At 70.9% G+C, this 26,257-nt stretch carries 25 protein-coding genes and 2 pseudogenes; 18 read left to right on the forward strand and 9 right to left on the reverse strand.

The genetic code is table 11. The annotated features are described in order from the left end of the window. Window positions 1–20 precede the first annotated feature (20 nt). Window positions 21–743 (reverse strand): creatininase family protein, encoded by a 723-nt coding sequence (locus IEJ02_RS28275; RefSeq protein WP_263407988.1) that lies wholly within the window; start codon window positions 741–743, stop codon window positions 21–23. 186 nt (window positions 744–929) lie between these two features. Between IEJ02_RS28275 and IEJ02_RS28280 the strand changes: the two genes are divergently transcribed. The 5 genes and pseudogenes from IEJ02_RS28280 (at window position 930) to IEJ02_RS28300 (ending at window position 4,506) form a co-directional block, all read left to right on the forward strand. Continuing rightward, complete coding sequence (locus IEJ02_RS28280; protein WP_191067435.1) at window positions 930–1,586, forward strand: TetR/AcrR family transcriptional regulator; 657 nt, start codon at window positions 930–932, stop codon at window positions 1,584–1,586. 335 nt (window positions 1,587–1,921) lie between these two features. Continuing rightward, window positions 1,922–2,029, forward strand: a pseudogene (locus tag IEJ02_RS28285) (cold-shock protein); the annotation flags it as partial. A gap of 157 nt (window positions 2,030–2,186) precedes the next feature. Continuing rightward, a complete protein-coding gene (locus tag IEJ02_RS28290; protein WP_191067414.1) occupies window positions 2,187–3,704 on the forward strand; it encodes a DEAD/DEAH box helicase in 1,518 nt (505 codons plus the stop codon). 48 nt (window positions 3,705–3,752) lie between these two features. Further along, window positions 3,753–4,151 carry a CBS domain-containing protein gene (locus tag IEJ02_RS28295; RefSeq protein ID WP_223864535.1) on the forward strand — a complete coding sequence of 133 codons (399 nt, stop codon included), beginning with the start codon at window positions 3,753–3,755 and terminating at the stop codon, window positions 4,149–4,151. 46 nt (window positions 4,152–4,197) lie between these two features. Next, window positions 4,198–4,506 (forward strand): SCO5918 family protein, encoded by a 309-nt coding sequence (locus IEJ02_RS28300; RefSeq protein ID WP_191067415.1) that lies wholly within the window; start codon window positions 4,198–4,200, stop codon window positions 4,504–4,506. A 137-nt stretch (window positions 4,507–4,643) separates the two neighbouring features. On the opposite strand, the gene IEJ02_RS28305 is transcribed toward IEJ02_RS28300, so the two are convergent. Further along, window positions 4,644–5,018: a GvpU-like protein gene (locus IEJ02_RS28305; protein ID WP_164429824.1), complete on the reverse strand. Its 375-nt coding sequence runs from the start codon at window positions 5,016–5,018 to the stop codon at window positions 4,644–4,646. A gap of 628 nt (window positions 5,019–5,646) precedes the next feature. On the opposite strand from IEJ02_RS28305, the gene IEJ02_RS28310 reads away from it, so the two are divergent. Further along, a complete protein-coding gene (locus IEJ02_RS28310; RefSeq protein ID WP_164429822.1) occupies window positions 5,647–5,985 on the forward strand; it encodes a helix-turn-helix domain-containing protein in 339 nt (112 codons plus the stop codon). Between the two features lie 254 nt (window positions 5,986–6,239). Here the strand turns inward: IEJ02_RS28310 and ychF are convergent, their stop codons facing one another. Next, complete coding sequence (gene ychF / locus IEJ02_RS28315; RefSeq protein ID WP_191067416.1) at window positions 6,240–7,328, reverse strand: redox-regulated ATPase YchF; 1,089 nt, start codon at window positions 7,326–7,328, stop codon at window positions 6,240–6,242. A 202-nt stretch (window positions 7,329–7,530) separates the two neighbouring features. Here ychF and IEJ02_RS28320 point away from each other — a divergent pair, with 202 nt between their 5' ends. Next, window positions 7,531–8,211 carry a DUF6542 domain-containing protein gene (locus IEJ02_RS28320; protein WP_191067417.1) on the forward strand — a complete coding sequence of 227 codons (681 nt, stop codon included), beginning with the start codon at window positions 7,531–7,533 and terminating at the stop codon, window positions 8,209–8,211. Here IEJ02_RS28320 and ppgK read toward each other — a convergent pair. Next, window positions 8,117–8,908, reverse strand: a complete 792-nt coding sequence (ppgK, locus tag IEJ02_RS28325) for a polyphosphate--glucose phosphotransferase (protein WP_191067418.1) — start codon at window positions 8,906–8,908, stop codon at window positions 8,117–8,119. The two genes, IEJ02_RS28320 and ppgK, sit on opposite strands and share 95 nt — an antisense overlap. Then, window positions 8,905–9,966, reverse strand: coding sequence for a 4-hydroxy-3-methylbut-2-enyl diphosphate reductase (locus IEJ02_RS28330; RefSeq protein WP_191067419.1), 1,062 nt, complete (start codon window positions 9,964–9,966; stop codon window positions 8,905–8,907). The genes ppgK and IEJ02_RS28330 overlap by 4 nt, the downstream gene beginning before the upstream one ends. Window positions 9,967–10,051: 85 nt before the next feature. On the opposite strand from IEJ02_RS28330, the gene xseA reads away from it, so the two are divergent. From xseA to IEJ02_RS28345, 3 genes are all read left to right on the forward strand, one after another. Beyond that, entirely contained in the window at window positions 10,052–11,272 is a 1,221-nt protein-coding gene (gene xseA / locus IEJ02_RS28335; protein ID WP_191067420.1) for an exodeoxyribonuclease VII large subunit, read from the forward strand. Between the two features lie 10 nt (window positions 11,273–11,282). Next, window positions 11,283–11,597 (forward strand): exodeoxyribonuclease VII small subunit, encoded by a 315-nt coding sequence (locus tag IEJ02_RS28340; protein WP_191067421.1) that lies wholly within the window; start codon window positions 11,283–11,285, stop codon window positions 11,595–11,597. A gap of 810 nt (window positions 11,598–12,407) precedes the next feature. Beyond that, the gene (locus IEJ02_RS28345) at window positions 12,408–12,998 is read left to right on the forward strand and encodes a malonic semialdehyde reductase (RefSeq protein WP_137979365.1); all 591 of its coding nucleotides are present in this window, start codon (window positions 12,408–12,410) and stop codon (window positions 12,996–12,998) included. Between the two features lie 170 nt (window positions 12,999–13,168). On the opposite strand, the gene IEJ02_RS28350 is transcribed toward IEJ02_RS28345, so the two are convergent. Then, window positions 13,169–13,708: a DUF4245 domain-containing protein gene (locus IEJ02_RS28350; protein WP_137979364.1), complete on the reverse strand. Its 540-nt coding sequence runs from the start codon at window positions 13,706–13,708 to the stop codon at window positions 13,169–13,171. Window positions 13,709–13,896: 188 nt separating this feature from the next. On the opposite strand from IEJ02_RS28350, the gene glpX reads away from it, so the two are divergent. After that, window positions 13,897–14,928, forward strand: coding sequence for a class II fructose-bisphosphatase (gene glpX / locus IEJ02_RS28355; protein ID WP_020868721.1), 1,032 nt, complete (start codon window positions 13,897–13,899; stop codon window positions 14,926–14,928). Window positions 14,929–15,014: 86 nt separating this feature from the next. Here the strand turns inward: glpX and IEJ02_RS28360 are convergent, their stop codons facing one another. After that, window positions 15,015–15,371: a WhiB family transcriptional regulator gene (locus IEJ02_RS28360; RefSeq protein ID WP_191067422.1), complete on the reverse strand. Its 357-nt coding sequence runs from the start codon at window positions 15,369–15,371 to the stop codon at window positions 15,015–15,017. Window positions 15,372–15,549: 178 nt separating this feature from the next. Beyond that, window positions 15,550–16,251 carry a DUF1707 SHOCT-like domain-containing protein gene (locus IEJ02_RS28365; RefSeq protein ID WP_191067423.1) on the reverse strand — a complete coding sequence of 234 codons (702 nt, stop codon included), beginning with the start codon at window positions 16,249–16,251 and terminating at the stop codon, window positions 15,550–15,552. A 159-nt stretch (window positions 16,252–16,410) separates the two neighbouring features. Here IEJ02_RS28365 and IEJ02_RS28370 point away from each other — a divergent pair, with 159 nt between their 5' ends. After that, complete coding sequence (locus IEJ02_RS28370) at window positions 16,411–18,099, forward strand: fumarate hydratase (RefSeq protein WP_275561072.1); 1,689 nt, start codon at window positions 16,411–16,413, stop codon at window positions 18,097–18,099. 193 nt (window positions 18,100–18,292) lie between these two features. On the opposite strand, the gene IEJ02_RS28375 is transcribed toward IEJ02_RS28370, so the two are convergent. After that, a complete protein-coding gene (locus tag IEJ02_RS28375) occupies window positions 18,293–19,387 on the reverse strand; it encodes a chitinase (protein WP_191067425.1) in 1,095 nt (364 codons plus the stop codon). A gap of 167 nt (window positions 19,388–19,554) precedes the next feature. Between IEJ02_RS28375 and IEJ02_RS28380 the strand changes: the two genes are divergently transcribed. From IEJ02_RS28380 to IEJ02_RS28405, 6 genes and pseudogenes are all read left to right on the forward strand, one after another. Next, window positions 19,555–20,442 carry a hypothetical protein gene (locus tag IEJ02_RS28380; RefSeq protein WP_191067426.1) on the forward strand — a complete coding sequence of 296 codons (888 nt, stop codon included), beginning with the start codon at window positions 19,555–19,557 and terminating at the stop codon, window positions 20,440–20,442. Between the two features lie 350 nt (window positions 20,443–20,792). Continuing rightward, window positions 20,793–22,880, forward strand: a complete 2,088-nt coding sequence (locus IEJ02_RS28385) for a bifunctional polysaccharide deacetylase/glycosyltransferase family 2 protein (protein ID WP_191067437.1) — start codon at window positions 20,793–20,795, stop codon at window positions 22,878–22,880. Window positions 22,881–22,958: 78 nt separating this feature from the next. Further along, entirely contained in the window at window positions 22,959–24,392 is a 1,434-nt protein-coding gene (locus IEJ02_RS28390; protein ID WP_191067427.1) for a class II fumarate hydratase, read from the forward strand. Window positions 24,393–24,460: 68 nt separating this feature from the next. After that, on the forward strand, window positions 24,461–25,162 hold the full coding sequence (gene fomD / locus IEJ02_RS28395) for a cytidylyl-2-hydroxypropylphosphonate hydrolase (RefSeq protein ID WP_191067428.1): 702 nt from the start codon (window positions 24,461–24,463) through the stop codon (window positions 25,160–25,162). Window positions 25,163–25,296: 134 nt separating this feature from the next. Beyond that, the gene (locus tag IEJ02_RS28400) at window positions 25,297–26,016 is read left to right on the forward strand and encodes a class I SAM-dependent methyltransferase (protein WP_191067429.1); all 720 of its coding nucleotides are present in this window, start codon (window positions 25,297–25,299) and stop codon (window positions 26,014–26,016) included. Window positions 26,017–26,073: 57 nt separating this feature from the next. Beyond that, window positions 26,074–26,257 (forward strand): annotated as a pseudogene (locus IEJ02_RS28405) (hypothetical protein); the annotation flags it as partial.

The raw sequence follows: 26,257 nt of genomic DNA on the forward strand, positions 1-26,257 counted from the left end.
GTCCGCGCCCTGCCGCAGGGTCATTTCATCAGCCATTCGGCGATGGCTTCCGCGCATGCGTCCAAAATGGCGTCCCCCTTCTCGGCGGACGCCCTGCGCGCGTCACCCGCCACACCCGACGACGTGACCGTGTGGAACGGCCGTGGTACGTGGATCGCCTCGCTCGGATCCGACTGGAGCGCGATCTCCGGGCCGACCGCCTCGGCGAGCCGTCCCTCGTCGACGAGGTCCGGCGCGATCGCCATCGCCATGGACGTCTCGCCCTCGCAGGCGTGCATCAGGGTGTCCTGGTCCTCCAGGATCTCCGCGATCCGCGCCTGCCCGGCCAGGAAGTAGCTGGTGACGGCGATGGGCGCGGACAGTTCCCGGGAGATGTCACCGCTGATGGCGTTCAGGGCCGTGATGTTGCCGCCGTGGCCGTTGACGATCAGGATCTTGCTGAAGCCGGCCATGAGGATGGAGCGGCACACATCGCGCAACAGCGCGTGGTACGTCGCCAGTGTGAGGGTGAAGGTGCCGCCGAACTCGACATGATGGTCCGCCAGCCCGCACCAGAGGGACGGAGCGACGGCCACAGGCCTGCCCTGAGCGACCATGATCCTGGCTGCCCGGCGGCACGCCTCCGCGCTGAGGAAGTCATCGACACCGGTGGGCAGGTGCGGACCGTGCTGCTCGGTGGAGCCCACGGGAAGCAGCACCGGTGCGTCCTGGGCCGCCAGTTCCTTGAGAGCGCGAGCGGTCATGCGGTTCCAGAGGATCTCTGGCATGGGGTGTCCCTTTCCTGACGGTTTGGCGGAGGTGCGGCCTCCACGAATTTGACTGGACAGTACAGTCCAAGTTTGGGGTTGACAAGGATCCCGGCGGACCCCGGATCCACGCGTGGGGCCGCACTAGACTGGTGCGTCCAGTACAGAAAGAGGTGCTTGACGGTGATCCCCGCGCCCTCCCAGCCCGCCCGGCAAGGCAAGGGCCGCTCCCGCAACAGAGTGAAGATCCTCGCGGCGGCGAAGGCGCTCTTCCTGCGGGACGGCTATGACGGCGTGAACCTCGAACGGGTCGCCACCCAGGCCGAGGTCGCCCGGCAGACGGTCTACAACCAGTTCGGCAGCAAGGAGGCGGTCTTCCGCGCGGTGATGGAGCACCACTGGTCCGGCCTGCCGCTCGGAGACCTGTCGACGCGCCTCGAACGGAGTCTGGGGAGCGACGGCGACCCGGCCGGATTCCTGCGGCAGTTCTCCCAGATCCTGCTGACCTTCATCGAGGACACGGACCAGGTCGCCTTCACCCGGCTGGTGATCGCCGAGTCCCGCCGCAGCCCCTGGATCGCCGAGGAGTTCTACCGGGTCGGCAAGGAGCCGTTGACCAAGGCACTCGCCGACTGCCTACAGCGTCTGCACGAGACCGGGAAGATCGACTGCCCGTCCCCGGGACTGGCGGCACATCAATTCCTGGGGCTCCTCCAGGAATTCATCATCTGGCCGCAGGTCATGGCGATCGGACCGGACGTCATGAACATCCCGCCGTTCGACGTGGTCGTCGAAGAGGGAATCGCCATGTTCCTCGATCGCTACGGTGTCCGCGACTAGGCGCGGACGACCCGGCCCGCCCGCCTGCGGTCTGAAGTCGGCGGCAACAAGGAGCGGGTGGCGCGACCACTGCCTGCGCCGGGCCGCTCGGGCCGCTCGGCCGTGCCCCGGGTGGACCGAATATCTGTGGTGGCGAAATGAGAAATCCGCGCGACCCGCGATGAAACTTTCTGAGATGATAAACGGAGCGCAACGATTTAGCATATACGGCCACCTGCGCCGTGCTACTGTTGCCCCCGGTTGCTGTTGTGGTTCCCAAAATCTTCATATTCCGGGCTGGGTAATCATCGCGCGACACGGAGGCCGCAGAGCGCGGTCTCCGGGTACTGCCCCACGCCGACCATGGTTTCCGCGAACTCCTGGAAGGCCAGAAGGTGAGCTTCGACATCACGCGGGGCCAGAAGGGCCCGATGGCCGAGAACATCGTTCCCGCCCGGAGTTGACACCCGCAGCGTGAAGCTGAGGCCCGCGCCGTGGAGTGCGAGCCCCGACTCGTACCGGACCCATTTTCGGCGTTTTTCTGGCCCGTTCTTGCGATTTTCTGCACTGCTGAGTGCTGCGGGAATTCCTTGATGCGTGCCGCTTCCAGGAAGGTTCCGCATGAACCGCACACGTACGAACGACCGTTCCGCCCCGGCCCGTACCGGCAATTCCGGCTCCCGGAAGGGCGGCGGCCGCTCAAGGGCCACGGTCTCCAAGCGCTCCGGTGGTCCGAGCCGTTCGCGCGGTGACGGGGGCGGCCGCCCCGTACCGCCGGGGGAGTTCGCCCCGCCGGTGACGAGCAGCCCCGCACTCCCCGCCGCCGAGACGTTCGCCGATCTCGAGATGCCCCGGCAGCTGCTGGCCGCGCTCGTCGCCGAAGGGGTGACCGTACCGTTTCCGATCCAGGCGGCGACCCTGCCGAACTCCCTCGCGGGGCGTGACGTACTCGGCCGCGGGCGCACCGGATCCGGCAAGACCCTGGCCTTCGGCCTGGCGCTGCTGGCCCGTACGGCCGGTCGGCGGGCCGAGCCCCGGCAGCCGCTGGCGCTGGTGCTGGTGCCCACCCGGGAGCTGGCACAGCAGGTCGCCGATGCGCTCGCTCCGTACGCCCGCTCCGTGCGGCTCCGGCTGGCCACGGCGGTCGGTGGGATGTCGATCGGCAAACAGGCCGGTGCGCTGCGTGGCGGGGCGGAGGTGCTCGTCGCGACGCCGGGCCGTCTGAAGGACCTCGTCGAACGAGGCGCCTGCCGCCTGGACCAGGTCGGCATCACCGTCCTGGACGAGGCTGACCAGATGACCGACATGGGCTTCATGCCGCAGGTCACAGCGCTGCTGGAGCAGGTGCGCCCGGAGGGGCAACGGATGCTGTTCTCCGCCACCTTGGACCGCAACGTCGACCTTCTGGTCCGCCGGTACCTGGTCGACCCGGTGGTCCACTCCGTCGACCCGTCCGCGGCGGCGGTCACCACGATGGAGCACCATGTGCTGCATGTCCACGGCGCGGACAAGCACCAGGTGACAACGGAGATCGCGGCACGAGAGGGCCGCGTGATCATGTTCCTGGACACCAAGCACGCCGTCGACCGGCTCACCGACCACCTGCTGGAGAGCGGTGTCCGGGCCGCCGCACTGCACGGTGGAAAGTCACAGCCGCAGCGCACAAGGACCCTGGCCCAGTTCAAGAAGGGGCAGGTGACGGTCATGGTGGCGACCAATGTCGCGGCACGCGGGATCCATGTCGACAACCTCGACCTGGTGGTCAACGTGGACCCGCCCAGTGACCACAAGGACTACCTCCACCGGGGAGGCCGCACGGCCCGCGCCGGCGAGTCCGGCCTCGTCGTCACCCTGGTGACGCCCGCCCAGCGCCGCGGCGCGGTCCGTCTCATGGCGGACGCCGGAATCCGCCCTCGGACCACCCGGGTCCGCTCGGGTGAGGCCGAACTGAGCCGCATCACCGGCGCGCGCACTCCGTCGGGCATTCCGGTCGCCATCACGACAGCGGGGGTGGAGCGCCCCCAGCGCGGCGCCCCCGACTCCCGCGGTCGGCGCAGCCGTGCCGCCGGGGGCCGCCGGACCGGCGCGGTGGCACACCATAAAGCTCGGCGGCACTCCGCCCTCGACGCGGCGGCTTAGGCCCTTCCTCGACTCAGGACTTTTACCCGTTCCCCCAGGAGGCACCTTTTGACGCTGGTCCAGACGACGCCGCACCCGGCGGATTCAGCCGCCGAGACCGTGACCGACGCCATGGACGCGCCCGGCCCGCAGGTCTGGGACGACATGACCGTGGAGGTGGCCCTGTCCGTCATGGCCAGTGCCCGTTCCGGGCATCTGCTCGTCTACGACGAGGACGGCCGGTGTACGGGGCTGATCGCCCAAGCCCAGCTCAACGTCGTCCGCGACAGTTCCGCGTACACGGACCGGGTCCGCCTGCGGGACGTTTTCGGCCACGACGGACCGTTCACCTCGCCCATGACCACGATCGCCGAAGCCGAGCGCACGATGCGGCACGGGCGCCTCGCGGCCTTGCCCGTCATCGACGAACAGGGCCGCGCCGTGGGCATTCTCGCCCTCTCACGCTGATCCGCCTTCCGCGCTCAGCCCCTCTCCCACCATCTGTGAGGCACCCATGCGCTGCGTCATCGCCCGTTTCCCGTTCGACCTGACCAGAAGTGGGGTGCTGGCGTCGATGAAGGGCGTCACGCCCGAGCTCGTCACGGGTGACTCCGTGATCATCGGCCGCCGCCAGTACCCCGTGAAGCAGGTGGGCGAGGTCATCACCGGGCAGGACCGTCGTGACTTCACCGCCGGTGAAGTCACCAGGGCCATGACCCGTCTCGGCTTCACGTGCCGAGCCCTCCCCGACACCTCACCCGCGCGCGGTCTCACTCCGCTCGAGGAAGCGTCGGCCCAGCTCGGCACCCCCACTCCCCGGTAACCGGCGGAAGAGGCGAAAGCCGAGACCAGGACAGCGTTGAGGGCTCGACCGGCACGTGCCGGTCGAGCCCTCAACGCTTTCGGTTCAGTGTCCGGTCGGCAGGACAGCGCCTCCAGGGCCGACCAGGGGTCAGTGACTCATGAGTCGGAGTAGCTGAAGTCGCCAACGGTCCAGGCACTGACGTCCTTGATCGCGACGCGGTACATCCCACCCGTTTCGGGAATCCCCATGCTTCCCTGCAGGATCCGGGCGACGTGGAAGTGCAGATGCGTGGGTGGCTCGCCGCGGTCGGGCCGGCCCTGTGTCTCGTCGGCGGTGAAGACGCCGGAGAAGGGGCCGAGGCGGTCCGAGTCCCTCAGGATCTCCGACACACGCTGCCTCCACACGGCTTCGGGAGCCAACCGACCGGTGATGACAGCGCCGCCGGTGACCACGGTCAGGGACATCTGGTTGCTCTTCTCGGACTCCACCATGGCGGCCACGTCAACGAGCAGTTCGTCAGCGTTCGACATGAGAGCCGATTTTATTCGTCGGTCCGGCCCGCTGTACCCCACTGGACGCGGCGGCGAACGTGCCGGCGCCTCCCGCCGGGGTGCGGCCCTGAGCCGGGCCGGGTGACCAGGCGCACGCCCGCCGCTACGCGCCGTAGGTTATCGAGGACCCACGCAGGACAAAATCTATGCTCGCCAGAGTAGACATTGGCCAGTGAGCCGGTTAAGGTTTTTCTCGTAGACAGAGTCGAACGAGACCCGGCAGACACGAACTGGCGGGTAGAAGTACGTGAAGTTCGCAGGTCGGTGCGGCTGTCGAGTCGCGCAGCCAGGTAGTTCGCAGGAAGGCGACGGGACTGGCAGCCGCACCGTGCAACCCGAAGTGGATGACTTGGCAGAGAAGGAGGAAGCGGACGCCATCAGGATCGCCCGGGCACGGGGAACCGGCCCGGGTACCGCAAGACCCCGGATGGGAAGGTGGTCCCCGGTCACGCAACCGCGATCCCCGCGATCCCGCCCTCCTCGGGCGGCGTAGCGGAAGACAGAAGGTCGGCAGAGCAGTAGGGCCGACAGATGGTGTTGAATTTCCTTCGGGGCCCTGGTGCGCACGGCACCAGGGCCCCTCGACGCGTTGCTCAACGAGGTGAGAATGACAGCAGACAATCCGCTCAGTGGTCGTCTGGACGACGACGACTACCCCGCCTACACCATGGGACGGGCAGCAGAGATGCTCGGCACCACCCCCGGCTTCCTCCGCGCCATCGGTGAGGCCCGCCTCATCACCCCGCTCCGCTCGGAGGGCGGGCACCGCCGGTACTCCCGCTACCAACTGCGGATCGCCGCCCGCGCCCGCGAACTCGTCGACGAGGGCATGCCGGTCGAGGCCGCCTGCCGCATCGTGATCCTCGAGGACCAACTCGAGGAAGCCCAGCGCATCAACGCGGAGTTCCGCCGCGCCGCGGCCGAACAGCACGACGACTCACCATGAGCCTTCCGGGCACAGCCGGCGCCGCGGCACGCCCGGAAGGCAGGCGGAACACGGCGCCTTCACTCCCGAGGAACTCGCCGCCGCCCGTGCCGACATGGCCGCCGCCGACGCCCCCATCCTGACCATCCCGCCCGGCCTGTGCGACGAACTCGTGGACCATCCCAGCGTGTTCACCGTCAGCCCCCTGCTCACGGGTCCGGACCCCGCCTGACCCGCAGAGGCGCCCGACCACCGACGTGGTGGTGCGGAATCCGCTAGACGTTGAAGCGGAACTCCACCACGTCCCCGTCCCGCATCACATAGTCCTTGCCCTCCATGCGCGCCTTACCGGCCGCGCGGGCCTCGGCGACGGAGCCCGTCTCGACCAGGTCCTCGTAGGAGATGACCTCGGCCTTGATGAAGCCCTTCTGGAAGTCGGTGTGGATGACACCGGCCGCCTCCGGGGCCGTGGCGCCCTTCTTGATGGTCCAGGCGCGGGACTCCTTGGGGCCGGCGGTGAGGTAGGTCTGGAGGCCGAGGGTGTTGAAGCCGACGTGGGCGAGGGTGGCGAGGCCGGGCTCGTCCTGGCCTACGGACTGGAGGAGCTCGAGGGCCTCGTCCTCGTCGAGCTCGGCGAGGTCGGCCTCCAGCTTGGCGTTGAGGAAGATCGCCTCGGCGGGGGCGACGAGGGCGCGCTGCTCGGCCTTGAAGGAGTCGTCGGTGAGCTCCTCCTCGTCGACGTTGAAGACGTAGAGGAAGGGCTTGGTGGTGAGCAGGTGCAGCTCGTGGAGGAGGGCGGCGCGCTCGCTGCCCTGGACGATGCCGGCGGAGAAGAGGGTGCGGCCCTCGTCGAGGATGGCCTTGGCCTCCTCGACGGCCTTGACCTGGGGCTGCTTGTCCTTCTTGATGCGGGCCTCCTTGACCAGGCGCGGCAGCACCTTCTCGATGGTCTGGAGGTCGGCGAGGATCAGCTCGGTGTTGATGGTCTCGATGTCGCTCTTCGGCGAGATCTTGCCGTCGACGTGGACGACGTTCTCGTCCTTGAAGGCGCGGATGACCTGGCAGATGGCGTCCGACTCACGGATGTTCGCCAGGAACTTGTTGCCCAGGCCCTCGCCCTCCGAGGCGCCCTTGACGATGCCCGCGATGTCGACGAAGTCGACGGTGGCGGGCAGCTTGCGGGCCGAGCCGAAGATCTCGGCGAGCTTGTCCAGGCGGGGGTCGGGGACGCCGACCACGCCGACGTTGGGCTCGATGGTGGCGAACGGGTAGTTGGCCGCCAGCACGTCGTTCTTGGTGAGGGCGTTGAACAGGGTCGACTTGCCGACATTCGGCAGACCGACGATTCCGATCGTGAGCGACACGTTGACGACTTCCCGTAGCTTCCCGTGGCGGGGATGTGAGGACCGATGACGGGCCCCGGTGGAGCCGGGGCCGGTCCACCAGTCTACGGGGCCGCCCTCGATCACCCGGCCGGGCTGACAATCGGTCGAACACACTGCCAAGGTCCTGCGAAGGGCGTGTCCAAGACCGGATTCTCGCCCTCCGGCGACCTACGTTGGTCGGGTGGAGCATTACAGCACGCGTACGCCCCGCCGCGCGGCGGCACCACCGCCCCGCCCGGCCGCGGACGACACGTATCCGGGACGCGGCAGAGGCACGGGGCAGGGCCGGGGGCGGTCCGGGGGCGCGGCCCGGGCGCCTCGGCCCGCCGACAAGCGGCGAACACGCCGTACGGGGCCGTCCGGAGCGGCCGCGGCGCTGCCCGCCGTCCTGCGGCGGGCCCGGGGGCTGTCCTTCCCGGACCCCCGGCTGACCGGGCTGGGCGCGGGGCTGCTGACCACGCTCACCATGCTCGGCATCGGCTGCCTGGACGCGCTGCTGTTCTCCGGCTCCCCCACCGTCTACAGCGTGCTCTTCCTGCCCGTCTGCGCGGCCTGCGGGCTGTGGGTGCGGCCCGCCGACCTGCTGGCGGCGCCGGTGACGGCGCCGCTGGCGTATACGGTCGGGCTGCTGCCGGTCAACGAGGGTTCGGCGGGCTTCAGCGGACAGGCGGTGGGGGTGTTCACCGCGCTGTCGCTGCAGGCCGGCTGGCTCTACGCGGGGACGCTGCTGACCGTGGTGATCGTGCTCGTACGGCGGGCCCTGCTGGTCACCCGGCGTCGCCGGCAGCAGCGGCCGCGGCCATCCCGGCACCCACGATCCCCGCGTTGTTCTGAAGCTGCGCCGGCACGATCCCGGCCCTGACGCCCTCGATCAGCGGCAGGAACTTGTCCGCCTTACGGCTCACACCGCCGCCCAGCACGAAGAGCTCGGGAGAGAAGAGCATCTCCAGGTGATGGAGGTACTTCTGCACCCGGCGCGCCCAGTGCGACCAGCTGAGGTCGTGGTCGTCCTTGACCTTGGTCGAGGCCCGCTTCTCCGCCTCGTGGCCGTCCAGCTCCAGATGGCCCAGCTCGGTGTTGGTGAGCAGATGCCCGTCGGTGAAGACCGCGCTGCCGATGCCGGTGCCGAGGGTGAGCACGATCACGGTGCCCTTGACGCCGCGGGCGGCGCCGAACGTCGCCTCCGCGACCCCGGCCGCGTCGGCGTCGTTCAGCACCGTGACCGGGCAGCCCAGCCGTTCGGCGAGGCGCGACGCGAGATCGGTGCCGATCCAGCTCTTGTCGACATTCGCGGCCGTAAGGGTGACACCGTCCTTCACCACGCCCGGGAAGGTCACCCCGACCGGCCGCCCGGACCAGTCGAAGTGCCGGACGACCTCCACCACACCGTCCAGGACCGCCTCGGGCGTGGACGGATGCGGGGTGAGCACCTTATGGCGCTCTTCGGCGAGCTCGCCCCGGTCCAGGTCCACCGGGGCGCCCTTGATGCCCGAACCGCCGATGTCGATGCCGAACACCTTCGCCGCGGACGCCCCCGTGGCCCCCTGGCCGTAGGTCACAGCTGGGACCCCTCCGGCCGGGCGGCGACCGCCGGTGCCTCGGGCTGACCGGCGGCCGCCTGCGCCTCCTGCTCACCCGAGACCGCGGCGGCCTCCGCCCGCAGGTCCCGGCGCAGCTCCTTGGGCAGCGAGAAGGTCAGCGACTCCTGCATGGGCTGGACGACCTCGACGTCGCCGAAGCCGCGCTCGGCCAGCCACTCCAGGACGCCCTCGACGAGCACGTCCGGAACGGAGGCGCCCGAGGTCACGCCGACCGTGGTGACGCCCTCCAGCCACGCCTCGTCGATCTCGCTCGCGTAGTCGACCAGATGGCCCGCCTTGGCGCCCGCGCCGAGGGCGACCTCCACCAGCCGCACCGAGTTGGAGGAGTTCTTGGAGCCGACCACGATCACCAGGTCGGATTCGGCGGCCACCTGCTTGATGGCGGTCTGGCGGTTCTGCGTGGCGTAGCAGATGTCGTCGCTGGGCGGGCTGATGAGCTGCGGGAAGCGCTCCTTGAGGGCGTCCACGGTCTCCATGGTCTCGTCGACCGAGAGGGTGGTCTGGGAGAGCCAGACGACCTTGGACTCGTCCCGCACCTCGACGTTCTTCACATCGTCGGGGCCGTCGACCAGGGTGATGTGCTCGGGGGCCTCACCGCTGGTGCCGATGACCTCTTCATGGCCTTCGTGGCCGATCAGGAGGATGTCGTAGTCCTCCTTGGCGAACCGGACTGCTTCCTTGTGGACCTTGGTGACCAGGGGGCAGGTGGCGTCGATGGTGGCCAGCTTGCGCGCGGCGGCCTCCTCGTGGACCACCGGCGCGACACCGTGCGCCGAGAAGATCACGATGGAGCCCTCGGGCACTTCCTCCGTCTCGTCGACGAAGATGGCGCCCTTCTTCTCCAGGGTCTGGACGACGTACTTGTTGTGGACGATCTCCTTGCGCACGTAGATCGGCGCGCCGTACTGCTCCAGGGCCTTCTCTACGGCGATCACGGCACGGTCGACACCGGCACAGTAGCCACGAGGGGCCGCGAGCAGGACCCGGCGGGCGGAGGTTGCAGTCATGTCCCCCATGGTAGGGGCGATGGCCGCGGGCTCGGCCGGTTGGTGGGGGCGATGACCGCCGCTGCTGTCGGTGGTGGCCGATACCCTCGCGGTCATGGCTGTCAACACGTCCGCGGAGGCGCCGATCCCGGTCGGCGAGGTGTCCCGGCTGATCGGGGGCTGGATCGACCGGCTCGGCGCGGTCTGGGTCGAGGGGCAGATCACCCAGCTGTCCCGGCGCCCGGGCGCCGGTGTGGTGTTCCTGACCCTGCGCGACCCCAGTTACGACATCTCGCTGACCGTCACCTGCTTCCGCGCCGTCTTCGACAAGATCGCGGACACGGTCACCGAGGGTGCGCGGGTCGTGGTGCACGCCAAGCCGGAGTGGTACGCGCCGCGGGGCCAGCTGTCCCTGCGGGCCGCCGAGATCCGCCCGGTGGGCGTGGGCGAACTGCTCGCGCGGCTCGAGCAGTTGAAGAAGGCGCTGGCGGCGGAGGGGCTGTTCGCGGCCGACCGCAAGAAGCCGCTGCCGTTTCTGCCGCAGCTGATAGGGCTGGTCTGCGGGCGCGCCTCGGCCGCCGAGCGCGATGTGCTGGAGAACGCGCGGCTGCGCTGGCCCGCCGTCCGCTTCGAGGTGCGCAATGTGGCCGTGCAGGGGGTGCACGCGGTGCCGCAGGTGATCGAGGCCGTCAAGGAGCTCGACGCGCTGCCGGAGGTGGACGTGATCGTGGTGGCGCGCGGCGGCGGCAGCGTGGAGGACCTGCTGCCGTTCTCGGACGAGCAGCTGGTCCGGGCGGTGGCCGCGTGCCGTACGCCGGTGGTCTCCGCGATCGGCCATGAGCCGGACTCGCCGCTGCTCGACCTGGTCGCCGATCTGCGCGCCTCCACGCCCACGGACGCGGCGAAGAAGATCGTGCCGGATGTGGGCGAGGAGCTGATGCGCGTCCAGCAGCTGCGGGAGCGGGCGCTGCGCAGTGTGCACGGGCTGCTGGACCGGGAGGAGCGGGGGCTGGCCGCCGCGCTGGCCCGGCCGTGCATGCGGGAGCCGCACCGCATGGTGGACGAGCGCGAGGAGCGGATCACGGCGGTGCTGGAGCGCGCCCGCCGCTGCCTGGGCCATCTGCTGGACCGGGCCGACTCCGAGCTGACCCACACCCAGGCGCGGGTGGTGGCGCTCTCCCCCGCCGCGACGCTGCGCCGCGGCTATGCGGTGCTCCAGCACCCCGACGGCTCGGTGGTGCGGGCGGCCGAGGAGGTCGCGGAGGGCGAGGAGCTGCGGGCGCGGGTCTCCGAGGGCGAGTTCCGGGTGCGGGTCGCTGTCGGACCCGCTGAATAGGGTGAGGGGTATGGCGAAGACGGACGAGCAGACCGGGCAGACGGCTGGGCAGACCGGGCAGGCCGGGCAGAGCGCGCGGGCGGAGACCACGCTCGGCTATGAGCAGGCGCGGGACGAGCTGGTCGAGGTGGTCCGCCGCCTGGAGGCGGGCGGCACCAGCCTGGAGGAGTCGCTCGCGCTGTGGGAGCGCGGCGAGGAGCTGGCGAAGGTCTGCCGCCACTGGCTGGAGGGCGCGAGGGCCCGGCTGGACGCGGCGCTGGCGGATGACGAAGACGCGAAGGGCGCCGAAGGCGCCGAGGAAGCGGAGAGCGCCGGGCAGGGCTGACCGCCCACCGTCCGGCGCCCGCCGCCGAACGGTGGGCGGTCGCGGTGCCCCGTACGCCGAGGACGACGCGGAGAGCCCCCACCGAGGCCCGACCGGCCGCCGCTCAACCCAGGCCACCGACCGGCCACGCTCGACCAGCACTCGGCGCCGACCAGCCGCCATCGGCCCCGCACGCCGAGGGCTTACCGGCCGCCGCACAGCGCAAGCCGCCGAACGGCCACGCTCGACCAGCACTCGGCGCCGACCAGCCACCGCCGGCGTCGCTCCCCGCCGATCGGCCACCGCACTCGGACGAACCGTCCACAAAGGACACGCAGAGCCCCCACCGAGACCCGACCAGCCGCCGCGCAGCCCAGGCCGCCGAACGGCCACGCTCGACCGACGCTCGGCGTCGACCGGCCGCCATCGGCCCCGCCCGCCGTCGATCGGCCGGACCCGANACGCTCGACCGACGCTCGGCGTCGACCGGCCGCCATCGGCCCCGCCCGCCGTCGATCGGCCGGACCCGACCTGCGGGGCGTCGATCGGCCGCCGTGTCGGCCTTGCCCGCCGTCCACCGGCGGCACTCGATCCGCCGCCCTCGACCGGCCGCGACCGCCCGCGCCGCTCGCGCGGCGGTGGCGCGCATCGGCTGCGGCCGACTCGGGATCGTCCCGGTCGGCGCCCCCTCCGGGGCCGGGCTTCGCGCCCTGGCACTGTGATTCAGAGCACCTTGCCCACCTCGCGCCCAACTTTTTAGTTGAACATTAATCTAAGCCCCGTACAGTGGAGCCCGTCAGCGATATCCCCGCTTATGCAGAGGTTTCTTCCATGGCACTCGTTCTCGACTCCGCCGCCCAGGACCTGCTCTTCCGCGAGGCCCGCACTGCCAACACCTTCACCGATGAGCCGGTGACCGAGGAGCAGGTGCAGGCGATCTACGACCTGATCAAGTACGCGCCGACCGCGTTCAACCAGTCGCCGCTGCGTATCGTGCTGGTCCGCTCGCCCGAGGCCCGTGAGCGGCTGGTCCAGCACATGGCGGAGGGCAACCAGCCCAAGACCTCCACCGCCCCGCTGGTCGCGATCCTCGCCGCGGACAACGAGTTCCACGAGGAGCTGCCCGCGCTCTTCCCGCACTTCCCGCAGGCCAAGGACGTCTTCTTCGCCGAGCGTGCCGCCCGTGAGCAGGCCGCGGCGCTCAATGCCTCGCTGCAGGCCGGTTACTTCATCCTGGGCATCCGCGCCGCCGGTCTCGCCGCCGGCCCGATGACCGGCTTCGACCCGGCCGGGGTGCAGAAGGAGTTCCTGGACGAGGACCACACCCCGCTGATGGTCATCAACATCGGCAAGCCGGGCGAGGACGCCTGGTTCCCCCGTGGCCCCCGCCTGGACTACGACGACGTCATCACCACGGTCTGATCGACTGCTCGACCGTGATCGCGGACAAGCACCGCTTGATCACCCTCGACTGCGCTCGATCGCGCACGATCATCGCTTGATCAACCTTGATCAACCACGGGCCCTTGGCCCGGACCGCCCGCCGGTCCGGGCCAAGGGCCCCGGGCCGCCTTCGCCGGGAGGCGTCTCGCTCAGCCCTTCTTCTCGGTGAGCGCCTCGGCCATCCTCGTCAGCTGCCCGAACGACGCCGTCCCGGTGACCACCGTGGTCACGCCCGGCTCCTTGCGCACCAGCGCGTCGTACTTGTCGCCCTCGTAGCGGACCCATTCCTTGCCGTCGATCCGCTGCGTCCGCTTCGTCTCCCGCGCCTGCTGGGTGACCTCCTCCACGAACGGCACGGGCTTGCCGTCGCTCTGCTCGACCGCGAGGTACTCCTCGTCCTGGTCGAGGAAGCCGAGGTGCCAGACCGCGCCGTCCTCCGCGGCGGCCGGGCGGTAGGTCACCGAGGTCGCGCGCCAGCCCTTGGGCAGGCTCCCGGGCTCGGGGGCGGCCACCGGGTACGGGGCGGCGCGGCGGGCCGTGGCCAGCTCCACGCGGTAGTTCACCGTCTTCACCCCGGAGCCCTTGGGACCCTCGTCATGGGGGATACCGAAGAGGTAGATGGCCGCCGCGACGACGCCGATCGCCGCCAGCGACAGCACCATGTCCCGGACCGTCTCTTTGCCACGCATACCTGCCACGCCCCCTATCGTCCCTCATCCGGTCGCCGCACCTCGCAACAGGGCCGCGCTCATGCGTGGGGCTATCTGCTCACTTAGCCAATCAGCGGATAAAGTCATGAACACCCTCACCCTCCTGGTCCCCCTTGCGGGGAGGAGGGACCCTCACGGTCCGTCGCCGTACAGAAAGGTGCGCTCCGATGACCGAGCATCATCTCCCGTCCCAGCTCGAGGTCAGCCCCGAGGCTCCCGATCGCAACCTCGCCCTGGAGCTCGTCCGGGTCACCGAGGCGGGTGCCATGGCCTCCGGACGCTGGGTGGGCCGCGGCGACAAGAACGGCGCCGACGGCGCCGCCGTCAAGGCCATGCGCTCCCTCGTGCACACCGTCTCGATGAACGGCGTCGTCGTCATCGGAGAGGGGGAGAAGGACGAGGCGCCGATGCTCTTCAACGGTGAGCGCGTGGGCGACGGCACCGGCCCGGAGTGCGACGTGGCCGTGGACCCGGTGGACGGCACCACGCTCACCGCGAAGGGCATGGCCAACGCCGTCTCCGTGCTCGCGGTCGCCGAGCGCGGCACCATGTTCGACCCGTCGGCCGTCTTCTACATGGACAAGCTGGTCACCGGCCCGGACGCCGCCGAGTTCGTCGACATCACCGCGCCCCCCGGCGTGAACATCCGCCGGATCGCCAAGGCCAAGAAGTCCAGCCCCGAGGACGTCACCGTGGTGGTCCTGGACCGCCCCCGCCACGAGGGCATCGTCAAGGAGATCCGGGAGGCGGGCGCCCGGATCAAGTTCATCTCCGACGGCGATGTGGCCGGCGCGATCATGGCCGCGCGCGAGAGCACCGGCGTGGATCTGCTGCTGGGCGTCGGCGGCACACCGGAGGGCATCATCGCGGCCTGCGCGATCAAGTGCCTGGGCGGCACCATCCAGGCCAAGCTGTGGCCCAAGGACGACGAGGAGCGGCAGCGGGCCCTCGACGCGGGCCACGACCTCGACCAGGTCCTGGAGACGGACGACCTGGTCAGCGGCGACAACGTGTTCTTCGTCGCGACCGGCATCACCGACGGGGATCTGCTGCGCGGGGTGCGGTACCGCGCGGAGACCGCGACCACCCAGTCACTGGTCATGCGGTCCAAGTCCGGGACGATCCGGCAGATCGACTCCACCCACCGGCTGGCCAAGCTGCGCGCCTACGCCTCGGTCGACTTCGAACGGCCCAGCTGAGCGAGGCGGCGGCACCCACCGCGGGCGCCGCACGACAAGGGCCGGGTCCCGCCTCCCGGCGGCGCCCGGCCCAGGTCCCGAAGAGTTCAGCCGGCGGCGGCGACCCGCACCGCGCGCTGCAGCTCCGCCTCCCGGCGCCGACGGCGGGCCAGCACGACCCGGCGCTCGGCCGCGGTCAGCCCGCCCCACACTCCGTACGGCTCGGGCTGCAGCAGTGCGTGCTCCCGGCACTCGACCATGACCGGGCAGCGCGCACAGACGCGCTTGGCGGCCTCCTCCCGCGACAGCCTGGCAGCCGTGGGCTCCTTGGAGGGAGCGAAGAACAGCCCGGCCTCGTCGCGTCGGCACACCGCCTCCGAGTGCCAGGGGCCGGCCTGATCCCGCGCGGGGACGCGCTGCGGGGGCACGGCGGCTTCCAGCAGGGGCTGATGCGATTGCAGCACGGTCTACTCCTGACGACGGCTCCGGTGGTCACCCTTGCCCGCCTCGAGGTGTACGGCCCCGTTAGCACCCCCATCAGCCGTACGAGAGACGATGCACCAAGCCTTACCCGCTGTGCGCGCGCTTATGCACACCGTTGTCCCACCCGGAACTTCCCCGTGCACGCCCCTTCTTCAGGGCTTATGCTCGCAGGTTCTTCAGCCGCTTGCCCCGCTTGGGCTTGGCCTCCACACCGCCGAAAAGGGCGAACCCGGTGACATGGATCACCGGCGCGTCGGGGTCCTGCGCCTCGTACGTCGTGACGTCGAAACCGCCGAGGATGCCCGCGCCCGAACCGTGCAGCGAGACGTTCTCCGGGACCTTGATCTCCACCCCGCCGAAGGCGGCCACGACATGGATAACGATCTCCTGCTGCTCGAAGACCGCCTCGGTCAGGTCGATCTCGACGCCGCCGAAGATCGCCAGGGCGTTCGTACGGCGCCTGACCCGCCAGCGGCCCTTGCGCGTCGAACCGCCGAAGACCGCCACCAGGTTCTCCGACTCGGGGAGTGAGCGCGGCCACTCCGACTCCGCGTCGCGCGTGGACGCCGAGGCGGCGCCGCGGGCGGGGGCGGCGGGCAGATCGCGCACCAGGGGCTCCAGCTCGCCGAGGGTCTTGGCGCGATACACCGCGTCGATCCGCTCGGCGTGCTCCTCCGGCTGGAGCCGCCCCTCGGCAAGGGCCTCCCGCAGGATGTCCGCGATCCGGTCGCGGTCCGCGTCGGACGCGCGGAGCTGCGCGACGGACACGGGCGCGGCAGAAGCGGACGCCGGGGCCGACGCGGCCCTGGGCGCGGGTGCGGGGGCGGATTTGGTCAAGGGCACGGGCTGCTGCTCATCCACGGGCTCAGCGTACCCAGTCGCGATAGATCGCGACTAGGGGACGATCCCTGATCCTTCCCCTACTACTGAGCCCTACCTCACAGATTCCATTCCGCGGCCCCGTTCTACGCTTATGGACGCGCTGTCGACGAAGTCAGCCCAAGCCCCGTCGAGTGAGGAATGGCCGCGATGCCAGAGTTTGCCTATTCGGACCTGCTGCCCCTGGGAGAGGACACCACGCCGTACCGTCTGGTGACCTCCGAGGGCGTGAGCACCTTCGAGGCCGATGGGCGCACCTTCCTGAAGGTCGAGCCGGAGGCGCTGCGCACGCTCGCCGCCGAGGCGATGCATGACATCTCGCACTATCTGCGCCCCGCCCACCTCGCCCAGCTGCGCCGCATCCTCGACGACCCCGAGGCCAGCGCCAACGACCGCTTCGTCGCGCTGGACCTGCTGAAGAACGCCAACATCGCGGCGGCCGGGGTGCTCCCGATGTGCCAGGACACCGGCACGGCGATCGTCATGGGCAAGCGCGGGCAGAACGTGCTCACGCAGGGGGGCGACGAGGAGGCCCTCTCGCGCGGTGTCTACGACGCGTACACCAAGCTCAACCTGCGCTACTCCCAGATGGCCCCGCTGACCATGTGGGAGGAGAAGAACACCGGCTCCAACCTGCCCGCGCAGATCGAGCTGTACGCGACCGACGGCGGCGCCTACAAGTTCCTCTTCATGGCCAAGGGCGGCGGCTCGGCCAACAAGTCCTTCCTCTACCAGGAGACGAAGGCGGTGCTGAACGAGGCGTCGATGATGACGTTCCTGGAGCAGAAGATCCGCTCGCTGGGCACGGCCGCCTGCCCGCCGTACCACCTGGCGATCGTGGTCGGCGGCACCAGCGCCGAGTACGCGCTGAAGACGGCGAAGTACGCCTCCGCGCACTACCTCGACGAGCTGCCCACTTCAGGCTCGCCGACCGGGCACGGCTTCCGCGACAAGGAGCTGGAGGAGAAGGTCTTCGAGCTGACGCAGAAGATCGGGATCGGCGCGCAGTTCGGCGGCAAGTACTTCTGCCATGACGTGCGGGTCGTGCGGCTGCCGCGGCACGGCGCCTCCTGCCCGGTCGCGATCGCGGTCTCGTGCTCCGCCGACCGCCAGGCGCTCGCCAAGATCACGCCGGAGGGCGTCTTCCTGGAGCAGCTGGAGACCGACCCGGCGCGCTTCCTGCCGGAGACGACGGACGAGGAGCTGGTCAAGGGCGCGGGCCCGGACCTGGACGCGGTCGCCATCGACCTCGACCGGCCGATGGACGAGGTGCTGGCCGAGCTGACCAAGCACCCGGTCAAGACCCGGCTCTCGCTGACCGGCACGCTGGTGGTCGCCCGGGACATCGCCCACGCGAAGATCAAGGAGCGGCTGGACGCGGGCGAGGAGATGCCGGAGTACCTGAAGAACCACCCGGTCTACTACGCGGGCCCGGCCAAGACCCCCGAGGGCTACGCCTCGGGCTCCTTCGGACCGACGACGGCGGGCCGGATGGACGCGTACGTCGAGCAGTTCCAGGCGGCGGGCGGCTCGAAGGTCATGCTGGCCAAGGGCAACCGCTCGAAGCAGGTCACCGACGCCTGCGCCGCGCACGGCGGCTTCTACCTGGGCTCGATCGGCGGCCCGGCGGCGCGGCTGGCCCAGGACTGCATCAAGAAGGTCGAGGTCCTCGAGTACGAGGAGCTGGGCATGGAGGCGGTCTGGAGGATCGAGGTCGAGGACTTCCCGGCGTTCATCGTGGTGGACGACAAGGGGAACGACTTCTTCACAGATCCGGCGCCCCAGCCGACGTTCACCACCATCCCGGTGCGGGGCCCGGGCCTGGCGTAACGCCTTCGGGGCGGCGGGGGACGGATGCGCCCCGCCGCCCTTACCCGTCCCGCCCCAGGGCTCCGCCCCTTCGGCCCCGCCAGGGGGCTCCGCCCTCTGGCCCCCCGTCCAGGGCTGGACGGTGGTCGTCCGCACACGCCGGATGGGCTGGAAGGCGCCGCCGGACGCACAGGTCCAACGGCCGCACTCCCGGTCACCCCCTCAGCGCCGCCTCGAAGGCGCCGGGGCGCTGGGTGACGCCGCTGCAGCGGGTGTTGGGCATGGGCTTCGCGGTCGGCTCGGGGGTCGCGGCACCGGCCGTGGGGGCGGTCGGGGTGGCGGACCGGGTCATCTCCGGGGTGCACGGGCGGTCCCGTTCGGCCGACCACATCGACAGCCGTCCGATCCCCTTCTCCGCGGCGAACCGCGCCAGACCGGACGCGTCCTCCAGCGTGAAGGTCTCGCCGGTGACGTCGTTCACCCCGATCATGGGCGTCACGGTGAGGACCTTCCAGGCGGCGGCGTCGGACATGCCGAACACCTCGCGGAGCCGGGCCTGGCTGGCGGTGGCCGCCTGGATGGCGTAGTCGCCCATGTCGCCGGTGTGGTCGCCGCTGTAGTTCATGGCCATGATGTTGACGGCCGAGAGGATGACCCCCTCCTGTTTGGCGGCCTCCAACTGGGCGACGCTCCGCGAGGTCAGCCCGTCCGGCATGGCGGGCAGGGTGAAGGAGATGTTCAGGCCCTCGTGGGTGCGCTCGATGAGCGCGAGCGCCTGGGCGCGGCGGGCGGCGGCCTCGGCGTCGGCGAGCGCCTCGCCCTCGAGGTCGAAGTCGATCCTGGTGGCCTGGTAACGCTCGATCACCTCGGCGTAGGCGGAGGCGAGTTCGGGGACGTCGGTGCAGACGGTGGCGAGCTCGGTGCCCTCGGCGCCGCCGAAGGAGATCCGCACGTCGCCGCCCGCCCGGCGGACGCCCTCGATCCGGGCCTCCAGCGCCTGGTCCTCCAGCGAGGTGCCGCCGTCCCACACCGGCGCGCAGCCGTCGCCCGCGACGACGAAGCCCAGCGCGAACTCCTTGACCCCGCGCGCCGCCGCGGCGGCCATGTCATAGCCCGAGTCCGACCAGGCGTTGACGTACGGCACGAACTCGGCGGGCGGGCGCGCCGCGGGGGGCTGTGACGCCCGGGGGTGTGAGGGCGCGGCGTGCGGCTCGGGCGACTGCTTCTGGTGTCCCGCCCATACGGCGATGGTGGCGCAGACCACCGCGCCGGCCACGGCGAGTCCGCTCATGCGGGGGCTGGCCCTCATGGCTCTGGCTCCTCCTTGCGGTCCGGTACGAGGCGCCGGGGGCCTCTGCCGCCCGTGCCGTTCTCCCCGCCAAACCTCGCATATTCGGTGAAGCCTACTGAACTATGACACACCGCATGTTTGACTTATATGTCGCATGTCGTATTTTCTGCATTAGCCTCTTCCGTATGGATCCTCAGTCAGATGTGGCCGAGCGCGCGCCTTCGCGTCCCCTCCGCGCTGACGTGGCCCGGAAGGGGCCCGTGTTCGTGGACCTGTCCGGGCGCCGTGGCCGACTGGTACGACATGTGGGCGTCGTCGCGGGAGCCGCCTGCCTCGGCTATTCGGCGGTCCTGGGGTTGGGCTACGCGGGCGGTACGCCGTTCGCGCCGCAGACGCTGATCCCCGGGCACCCCGTCTCCACCGAGGCGTTCGGCCGGGACCCGAAGCACACCCCCGAGGGGCGTTCGGGGCCCTCCGAGCCGCGAGAGCGGCGTGACGCGCACGCGTACGGCTACGGGGATGAGTACGAGGACGAGTACGGGGACGACGAGTACGGACCGACCCACCGTCAGCACCAGCGCGAGCGGAACGCCTCGGGGCGCCCGGAGCACCGGGACGCCCGGGAGCCCGTCGCCCTGCCCCCCATCACCACCCGGCCCCGGCCCGCGCCTCCGCGGGCCGACCCGCCCAAGGCCCACCGCGCGGTGCCGCAGTACTCCCCCGCGTACCACCGCCCCGGCGGCCGCGAGTCCGCCGCGGGGCACCGGCCCGCCAAGCACCGCAAGGCCGGTCACACGCCGTCACATCCGGCCGCCCACCCGCCCGCCAAGCGGCCCACGGGCGCGTCGCACACCCCGCCGAAGCAGCACCCCGCCGGTACCGAGCCGCCCGCCAAGGCCCCCGGCCACACCACGCGGCCCGGCCACACCACGTCCCCCCAGAGGCCCCACTCCGACAAGCCCCCGCAGACCGGCACGCCCAAGCTCCCCAGAGAGCCCGCCGGAGGCGGCATCCCGGCCGACAGGCCGGGCACCGCCAACGGCGGCCCCGAGGCCGAGGACGAGACGTCGTGAGCGGCGGCAGACCGCCGAGGCTGCCGCGGCCGCGCCGCCGGCTCCCCGCGCCCCGTCAGGACGGCGCGCCCCGTACGGTGTTCCGGCTGACCGGCTCCGGCTCCGGCCGCCGCACCGCACGCCGCACGGGCGGACCCGGGCGCACGGGCAGGCTCAAGCTCATCGGCAAGCTCAGGCCCACGGGCAGGCTCAGGAGCAGGCTCAGGCTCACGGGCAGGCTCGGGCCCACCCGCTGGCCCAGGAACAGGCTCGGGCCCACCCGCTGGCCCACGAGCAAGCTCAGCCCCACCCACTGGCTCAGAAGCCGACTCCGTACCGTCAAGCTGCGCGAGCTCCGCACCCGTACCCGGATGGTGCTCGCCCTCGCGACCCTGCTCGCGCTGGTGTGCACCCTGCTGCTGGACGGCTATCTGCACGCCGAGGTCGGCAACGACGCTCGGGTGTACCGCTCACACGCCTCGCGCACCGTCCCCGACCGGCTGCGCAAGGGCGGCCCGGTGATCACCTTCGACCACCGGGGAAAGGCCACCGAGCACGTCATCCCGTCCAAGACCATCGCGCTGACCTTTGACGACGGCCCGGATCCGCGCTGGACCCCGGAGATCCTCGACGTGCTGCGCCGCCACAAGGTGCGGGGGACCTTCTTCGTGCTGGGCCAGATGGTGATCCGCCATCCGGAGCTGGTCCGCCGGATGCGGACCGCGGGGCATGAGGTCGGGGTGCACACCTTCTCCCACGTCGACCTGTCGTACCAGGACAAGGAGCGCATGGACCGCGAACTGGCCCAGTCCCAGCTGGCCCTGGCCGGTGCGGCATCCATCACCAGCTCACTCTTCCGCGCGCCGTACGCCTCCAAGGTCCGCGCGCTGGACGACCGCACCTGGCCGGTGCAGCAGCACATCGGCTCCAAGGGCTACATCAGCGCCTTCGTGGACACCGACAGCGAGGACTGGCAGCGGCCCCCGGTGAAGGAGATCGTCCAGAACGCCACCCCCGAGGGCAGGAAGGGCGCGTCGGTGCTCTTCCACGACGCGGGCGGCAACCGAGCCCGCACCGTGAAGGCCCTGTCGCTGTACATCGAGCGGATGAAGAAGAAGGGCTACTCCTTCACCACGGTGACCGGCGCGCTCGGCGCCCAGAGCGCCAACCACCCGGCGCGCACCCTGGCGGTCTGGGAGGGCCGGGCGCTGATCTGGGCCGCCGCGGTCAGCCACAGCGCGCTGCCGTTCCTGATGGGGCTGCTGGGGCTGGTGGGCTTCTCGGTGATCGGGCGGCTGCTGCTGATGGTGGTCCTCGCCTGGTGGCACCGGCGCTCCCGGGAGCGGCGGCGCTGGAGCCGGGTGCAGGAGGTCACCGATCCGGTGAGCGTGATCGTGCCCGCGTACAACGAGAAGGAGTGCATCGCCAACACCCTGAAGTCGCTGTCCGCCTCCACCCACCCCATCGAGATCCTGGTCGTGGACGACGGCTCCACCGACGGCACCGCCGATATCGCCGAGGCGATGGGCCTGCCCAACGTGCGGGTGCTGCGCCAGGTCAACGCGGGCAAGCCCGCGGCCCTCAACCGGGGCATCGCCCATGCGAGCCATGAGCTGATCGTGATGATGGACGGCGACACCGTCTTCGAGCCCACCACCGTCCGGGAGCTGGTGCGCCCGTTCGCCGACTCGCGGGTGGGCGCGGTGGCGGGCAACGCCAAGGTCGGCAACCGGGGGAAGCTGATCGGCGCCTGGCAGCACATCGAGTACGTGATGGGCTTCAACCTCGACCGGCGGATGTACGACCTGCTGCGCTGCATGCCCACCATCCCTGGCGCGATCGGCGCCTTCCGCCGCCGGGCGCTGCTGGAGGCCGGGGGCATGAGCGCGGACACCCTGGCCGAGGACACCGACATCACCATCGCCCTGCACCGGGCCGGGTGGCGGGTGGTCTACCAGGAGCACGCCCGCGCCTGGACCGAGGCGCCCAGCTCCCTCGGCCAGCTGTGGAAGCAGCGCTACCGCTGGTCCTACGGCACCATGCAGGCGCTGTGGAAGCACCGCCGCTCACTGATCGACCGGGGGCCCTCGGGGCGGTTCGGGCGGGTGGGGATGCCGCTGGTGGTGCTCTTCCAGATCCTCACCCCGCTGTGCGCGCCGCTGATCGACCTCTTCACCCTCTACGGGGTGATCTTCCTGGACCCGGTGCGCTCGCTGCTGGCCTGGGCCGCGCTGCTGCTGGTGCAGCTGCTGGGCGCGGCGTACGCGTTCCGGCTGGACCGGGAGAACTACCGGGCGCTGGCGGTACTGCCGCTGCAGCAGATCGCCTACCGCCAGCTGATGTATCTGGTGCTGCTGCACTCCTGCGTCACCGCGGCCACCGGCGCCCTGCTGCCGTGGCAGAAGCTCAAGCGCACCGGCGAGGTGGACACCCCGAGGGCGCCCGAGGCCGTACGGTGACCGGGCTCACCCGTTCGGCTCGGCGGGCGCGGGAACACGGCGTGACGTGAAGACGCTGTGCTGGACGGAGGTGTCCCCATGACCAACGAGAGCCACCGCGACGAGAGCCACCGCGACGACGGCCCCCGGGAGGGCTACCGCATCGAGCACGACTCGATGGGAGAGGTCAGGGTGCCCGCACACGCCAAGTGGCGCGCCCAGACCCAGCGGGCGGTGGAGAACTTCCCCGTCAGCGGGCAGCGGCTGGAGCGGGCGCACATCCAGGCGCTGGCCCGGATCAAGGGCGCGGCCGCCCTGGTCAACGCCGAGCTGGGCGTGGTGGACAAGGACATCGCGGCGGCGATCTCGGAGGCGGCGGCCGAGGTCGCCGAGGGCCGCTGGGACGACCACTTCCCGGTGGACGTCTTCCAGACCGGCTCCGGCACCTCGTCCAACATGAACACCAACGAGGTGCTGGCCACCCTGGCGAGCGAGCGCCTGGGCCGCCCGGTGCACCCCAACGACCACGTCAACGCCAGCCAGTCCTCCAACGACGTCTTCCCCTCCTCCATCCACATCGCGGCCACCGCGGCCGTCACCGGCGACCTGATCCCGGCCCTGGCCCATCTGGCGCAGGCGCTGGAGCGCAAGGCCGCCGAGTTCGCCGAGGTGGTCAAGGCGGGGCGGACCCATCTGATGGACGCCACTCCGGTGACCCTCGGTCAGGAGTTCGGCGGCTACGCGGCCCAGGTGCGGTACGGGATCGAGCGGCTGCGCGCCTCGCTCCCCCGGCTGGCCGAGCTGCCGTTGGGCGGCACGGCGGTGGGCACCGGGATCAACACCCCGCCCGGGTTCGCCGCCGCCGTCATCGCCGAGCTGGCCCGCACCACCGGACTGCCGCTGACCGAGGCCCGGGACCACTTCGAGGCGCAGGGCGCGCGGGACGGGCTGGTCGAGACGTCCGGGCAGCTGCGGACCATCGCGGTCGGCCTCACCAAGATCGCCAACGATCTGCGCTGGATGGCGTCGGGCCCGCGCACCGGGCTCGCCGAGATCGCGCTGCCCGACCTCCAGCCCGGCTCGTCGATCATGCCGGGGAAGGTCAACCCGGTGATCCCCGAGGCCACGCTGATGGTCGCGGCGCAGGTCACCGGCAATGACACCACCGTCGCCACGGCAGGAGCCGCCGGGAACTTCGAGCTCAATGTGATGCTCCCGGTGATCGCCAAGAATCTGCTGGAGTCGATCCGGCTGCTGACCAACGTCTCCCGGCTGCTCGCGGACCGCACGGTCGACGGGATCACCGCCAACGCCGAGCGGGCCCGGGAGTATGCGGAGTCCTCGCCGTCCGTCGTCACCCCACTCAACCGCTACCTCGGCTACGAGGAGGCGGCGAAGGTGGCCAAGCGGTCGCTGGCGGAGCGCAAGACGATCCGCGAGGTGGTGCTGGAGTCCGGCTATGTGGAGCGCGGGCTGTTGACACTGGACCAGCTGGACGAGGCCCTGGACGTCCTGGGCATGACACATCCTTAGCCGGGCGTTGGCCCCCGGTTGCGTCATAGGTCACGGCATCGCGGCCCGCGCGCACCTAAGATCTGCTCATGACAGCGGACATCGTGGAGACGACGGGGACGGCGGACACCGCCCGGTGGACACCGGGCGACCACATTCTGTGGCGCTATCGGGCCAACGCCTCCGACCTCATCCACATCTGCCGTCCCGTGACCGTCGTCGAGGACACCGCGGAGCTGCTCGCCGTCTGGCTCGCGCCCGGCACCGTCTGCGTCAAGCCGCAGCTCACCGACGGCACCTCGGTGCACCACGAGCCGCTGCCCACCCGGTACACCAAGCCGCGCACCACCGCGCGGTCCCAGTGGTTCGGCACCGGTGTGCTGAAGCTGGCCCGGCCCGGCGAGCCGTGGTCGGTGTGGCTGTTCTGGGACCACGGCTGGCGGTTCCGGAACTGGTACGTGAACCTGGAGGAGCCGCTGGTCCGCTGGGACCGCGGAGTGGACTCCGAGGACCACTTCCTGGACATCGCGGTCTACGCCGACCGCAGCTGGGAATGGAAGGACGAGGACGAGTTCGCGCAGGCGCAGCGGGCCGGGCTGATGGGTCCCGAGCAGGCGGAGCGGGTCCGGGCCGCGGGCCGGGCGGCCGCGGCGACCATCGAGTCCTGGGGAGCGCCCTTCCGGGACGGGTGGGAGAACTGGCGGCCCGACCCCGCGTGGTCCGTGCCCGCCCTTCCGGCGGACTGGGGCCGTACGGACAAGAAGCACACCTCGGCACACTCGAGGTCATGAACCTCTTGTCGTGTCCCAGTGTTTCAAACGTAGGATCGTCGTCCGGAACACTGCCCATGCGGGACACCAGACGCCGACGCAAGTCACGGGCGACGCGCAAGATCTGACGTGCTGTCACAGGAGGGGGCGGAGTCGTGAGCGGTGAGGACGAGCACGGGGACGGTTACGAGGGCTACGAGGACTTCGACCGCCTCGCGCTGGACCGCAGCGGTCAGGCGGAAGCCTTCGACCACATCGGCGACCGCTACGACGACGCCTTTCCGCACAAGGAGGGCCAGCTCGACGCCGGCCGCTGGCTGGCCGAAACGCTTCCGCCCGGCTCCCGGGTGCTCGACGTCGGCTGCGGTACGGGCCTGCCCACGGCCCGTCAGCTGGTCGACGCGGGGCACGAGGTGGTCGGGATCGACATCTCCCCGGGGATGCTCAAGCTGGCCCGGGACAACGTTCCGGAGGCCACCTTCCACCATGTGGACATCGTCGATCTGCGGGTGGGCGGCCGGTACGGCCCCGGAGGCAGCCGGGAGCTCGGCCCCTTCGACGGCATCGCCGCCTACTTCTCGCTGCTGCTGCTGCCCCGCCCGGAGATCCCGTACGCACTGCGGACCCTGCACGCCACCCTCAGACCCGGGGGGCTGCTGGGGCTTGGCATGGTGGAGGCGGACATCGACGACTTCCCCATTCCGTTCCTCGGCAACTCGGTCCGGGTATCCGGTTATCTGCGGGACGAGCTGCGCCAGGTCGTCCGCGATGCGGGCTTCGAGATCGCCGGGGAGGACTCGCACGCGTACGCCCCGGCCAGCACGGACGTACCACCCGAGATCCAGCTCTATCTGAACTGCCGACGACGTGCCTGACACTCGGTGCGCCCACGAGACGCGGGCGCACGGCCCCGGACGGATGGAAACCCACGCGTGACGGAGCACCCCACCTCCCACAACAGGCGGCAGGCGGCCACCTCTGCCGCCGCCCCGGGCGCGGCCGCGCCCGACGACGCGCACGGCGCGGTCCCGGACCCGCGGACCGCCGTGCGGCAGACGGCTGCCCCCGGCCAGGAGCCGGGCGACGGCCGCCCGCGTCCGACCTACCCCACGGACG

Source organism: Streptomyces sp. 5-10, assembly GCF_014712245.1.
Lineage (GTDB): Bacteria > Actinomycetota > Actinomycetes > Streptomycetales > Streptomycetaceae > Streptomyces > Streptomyces violaceusniger.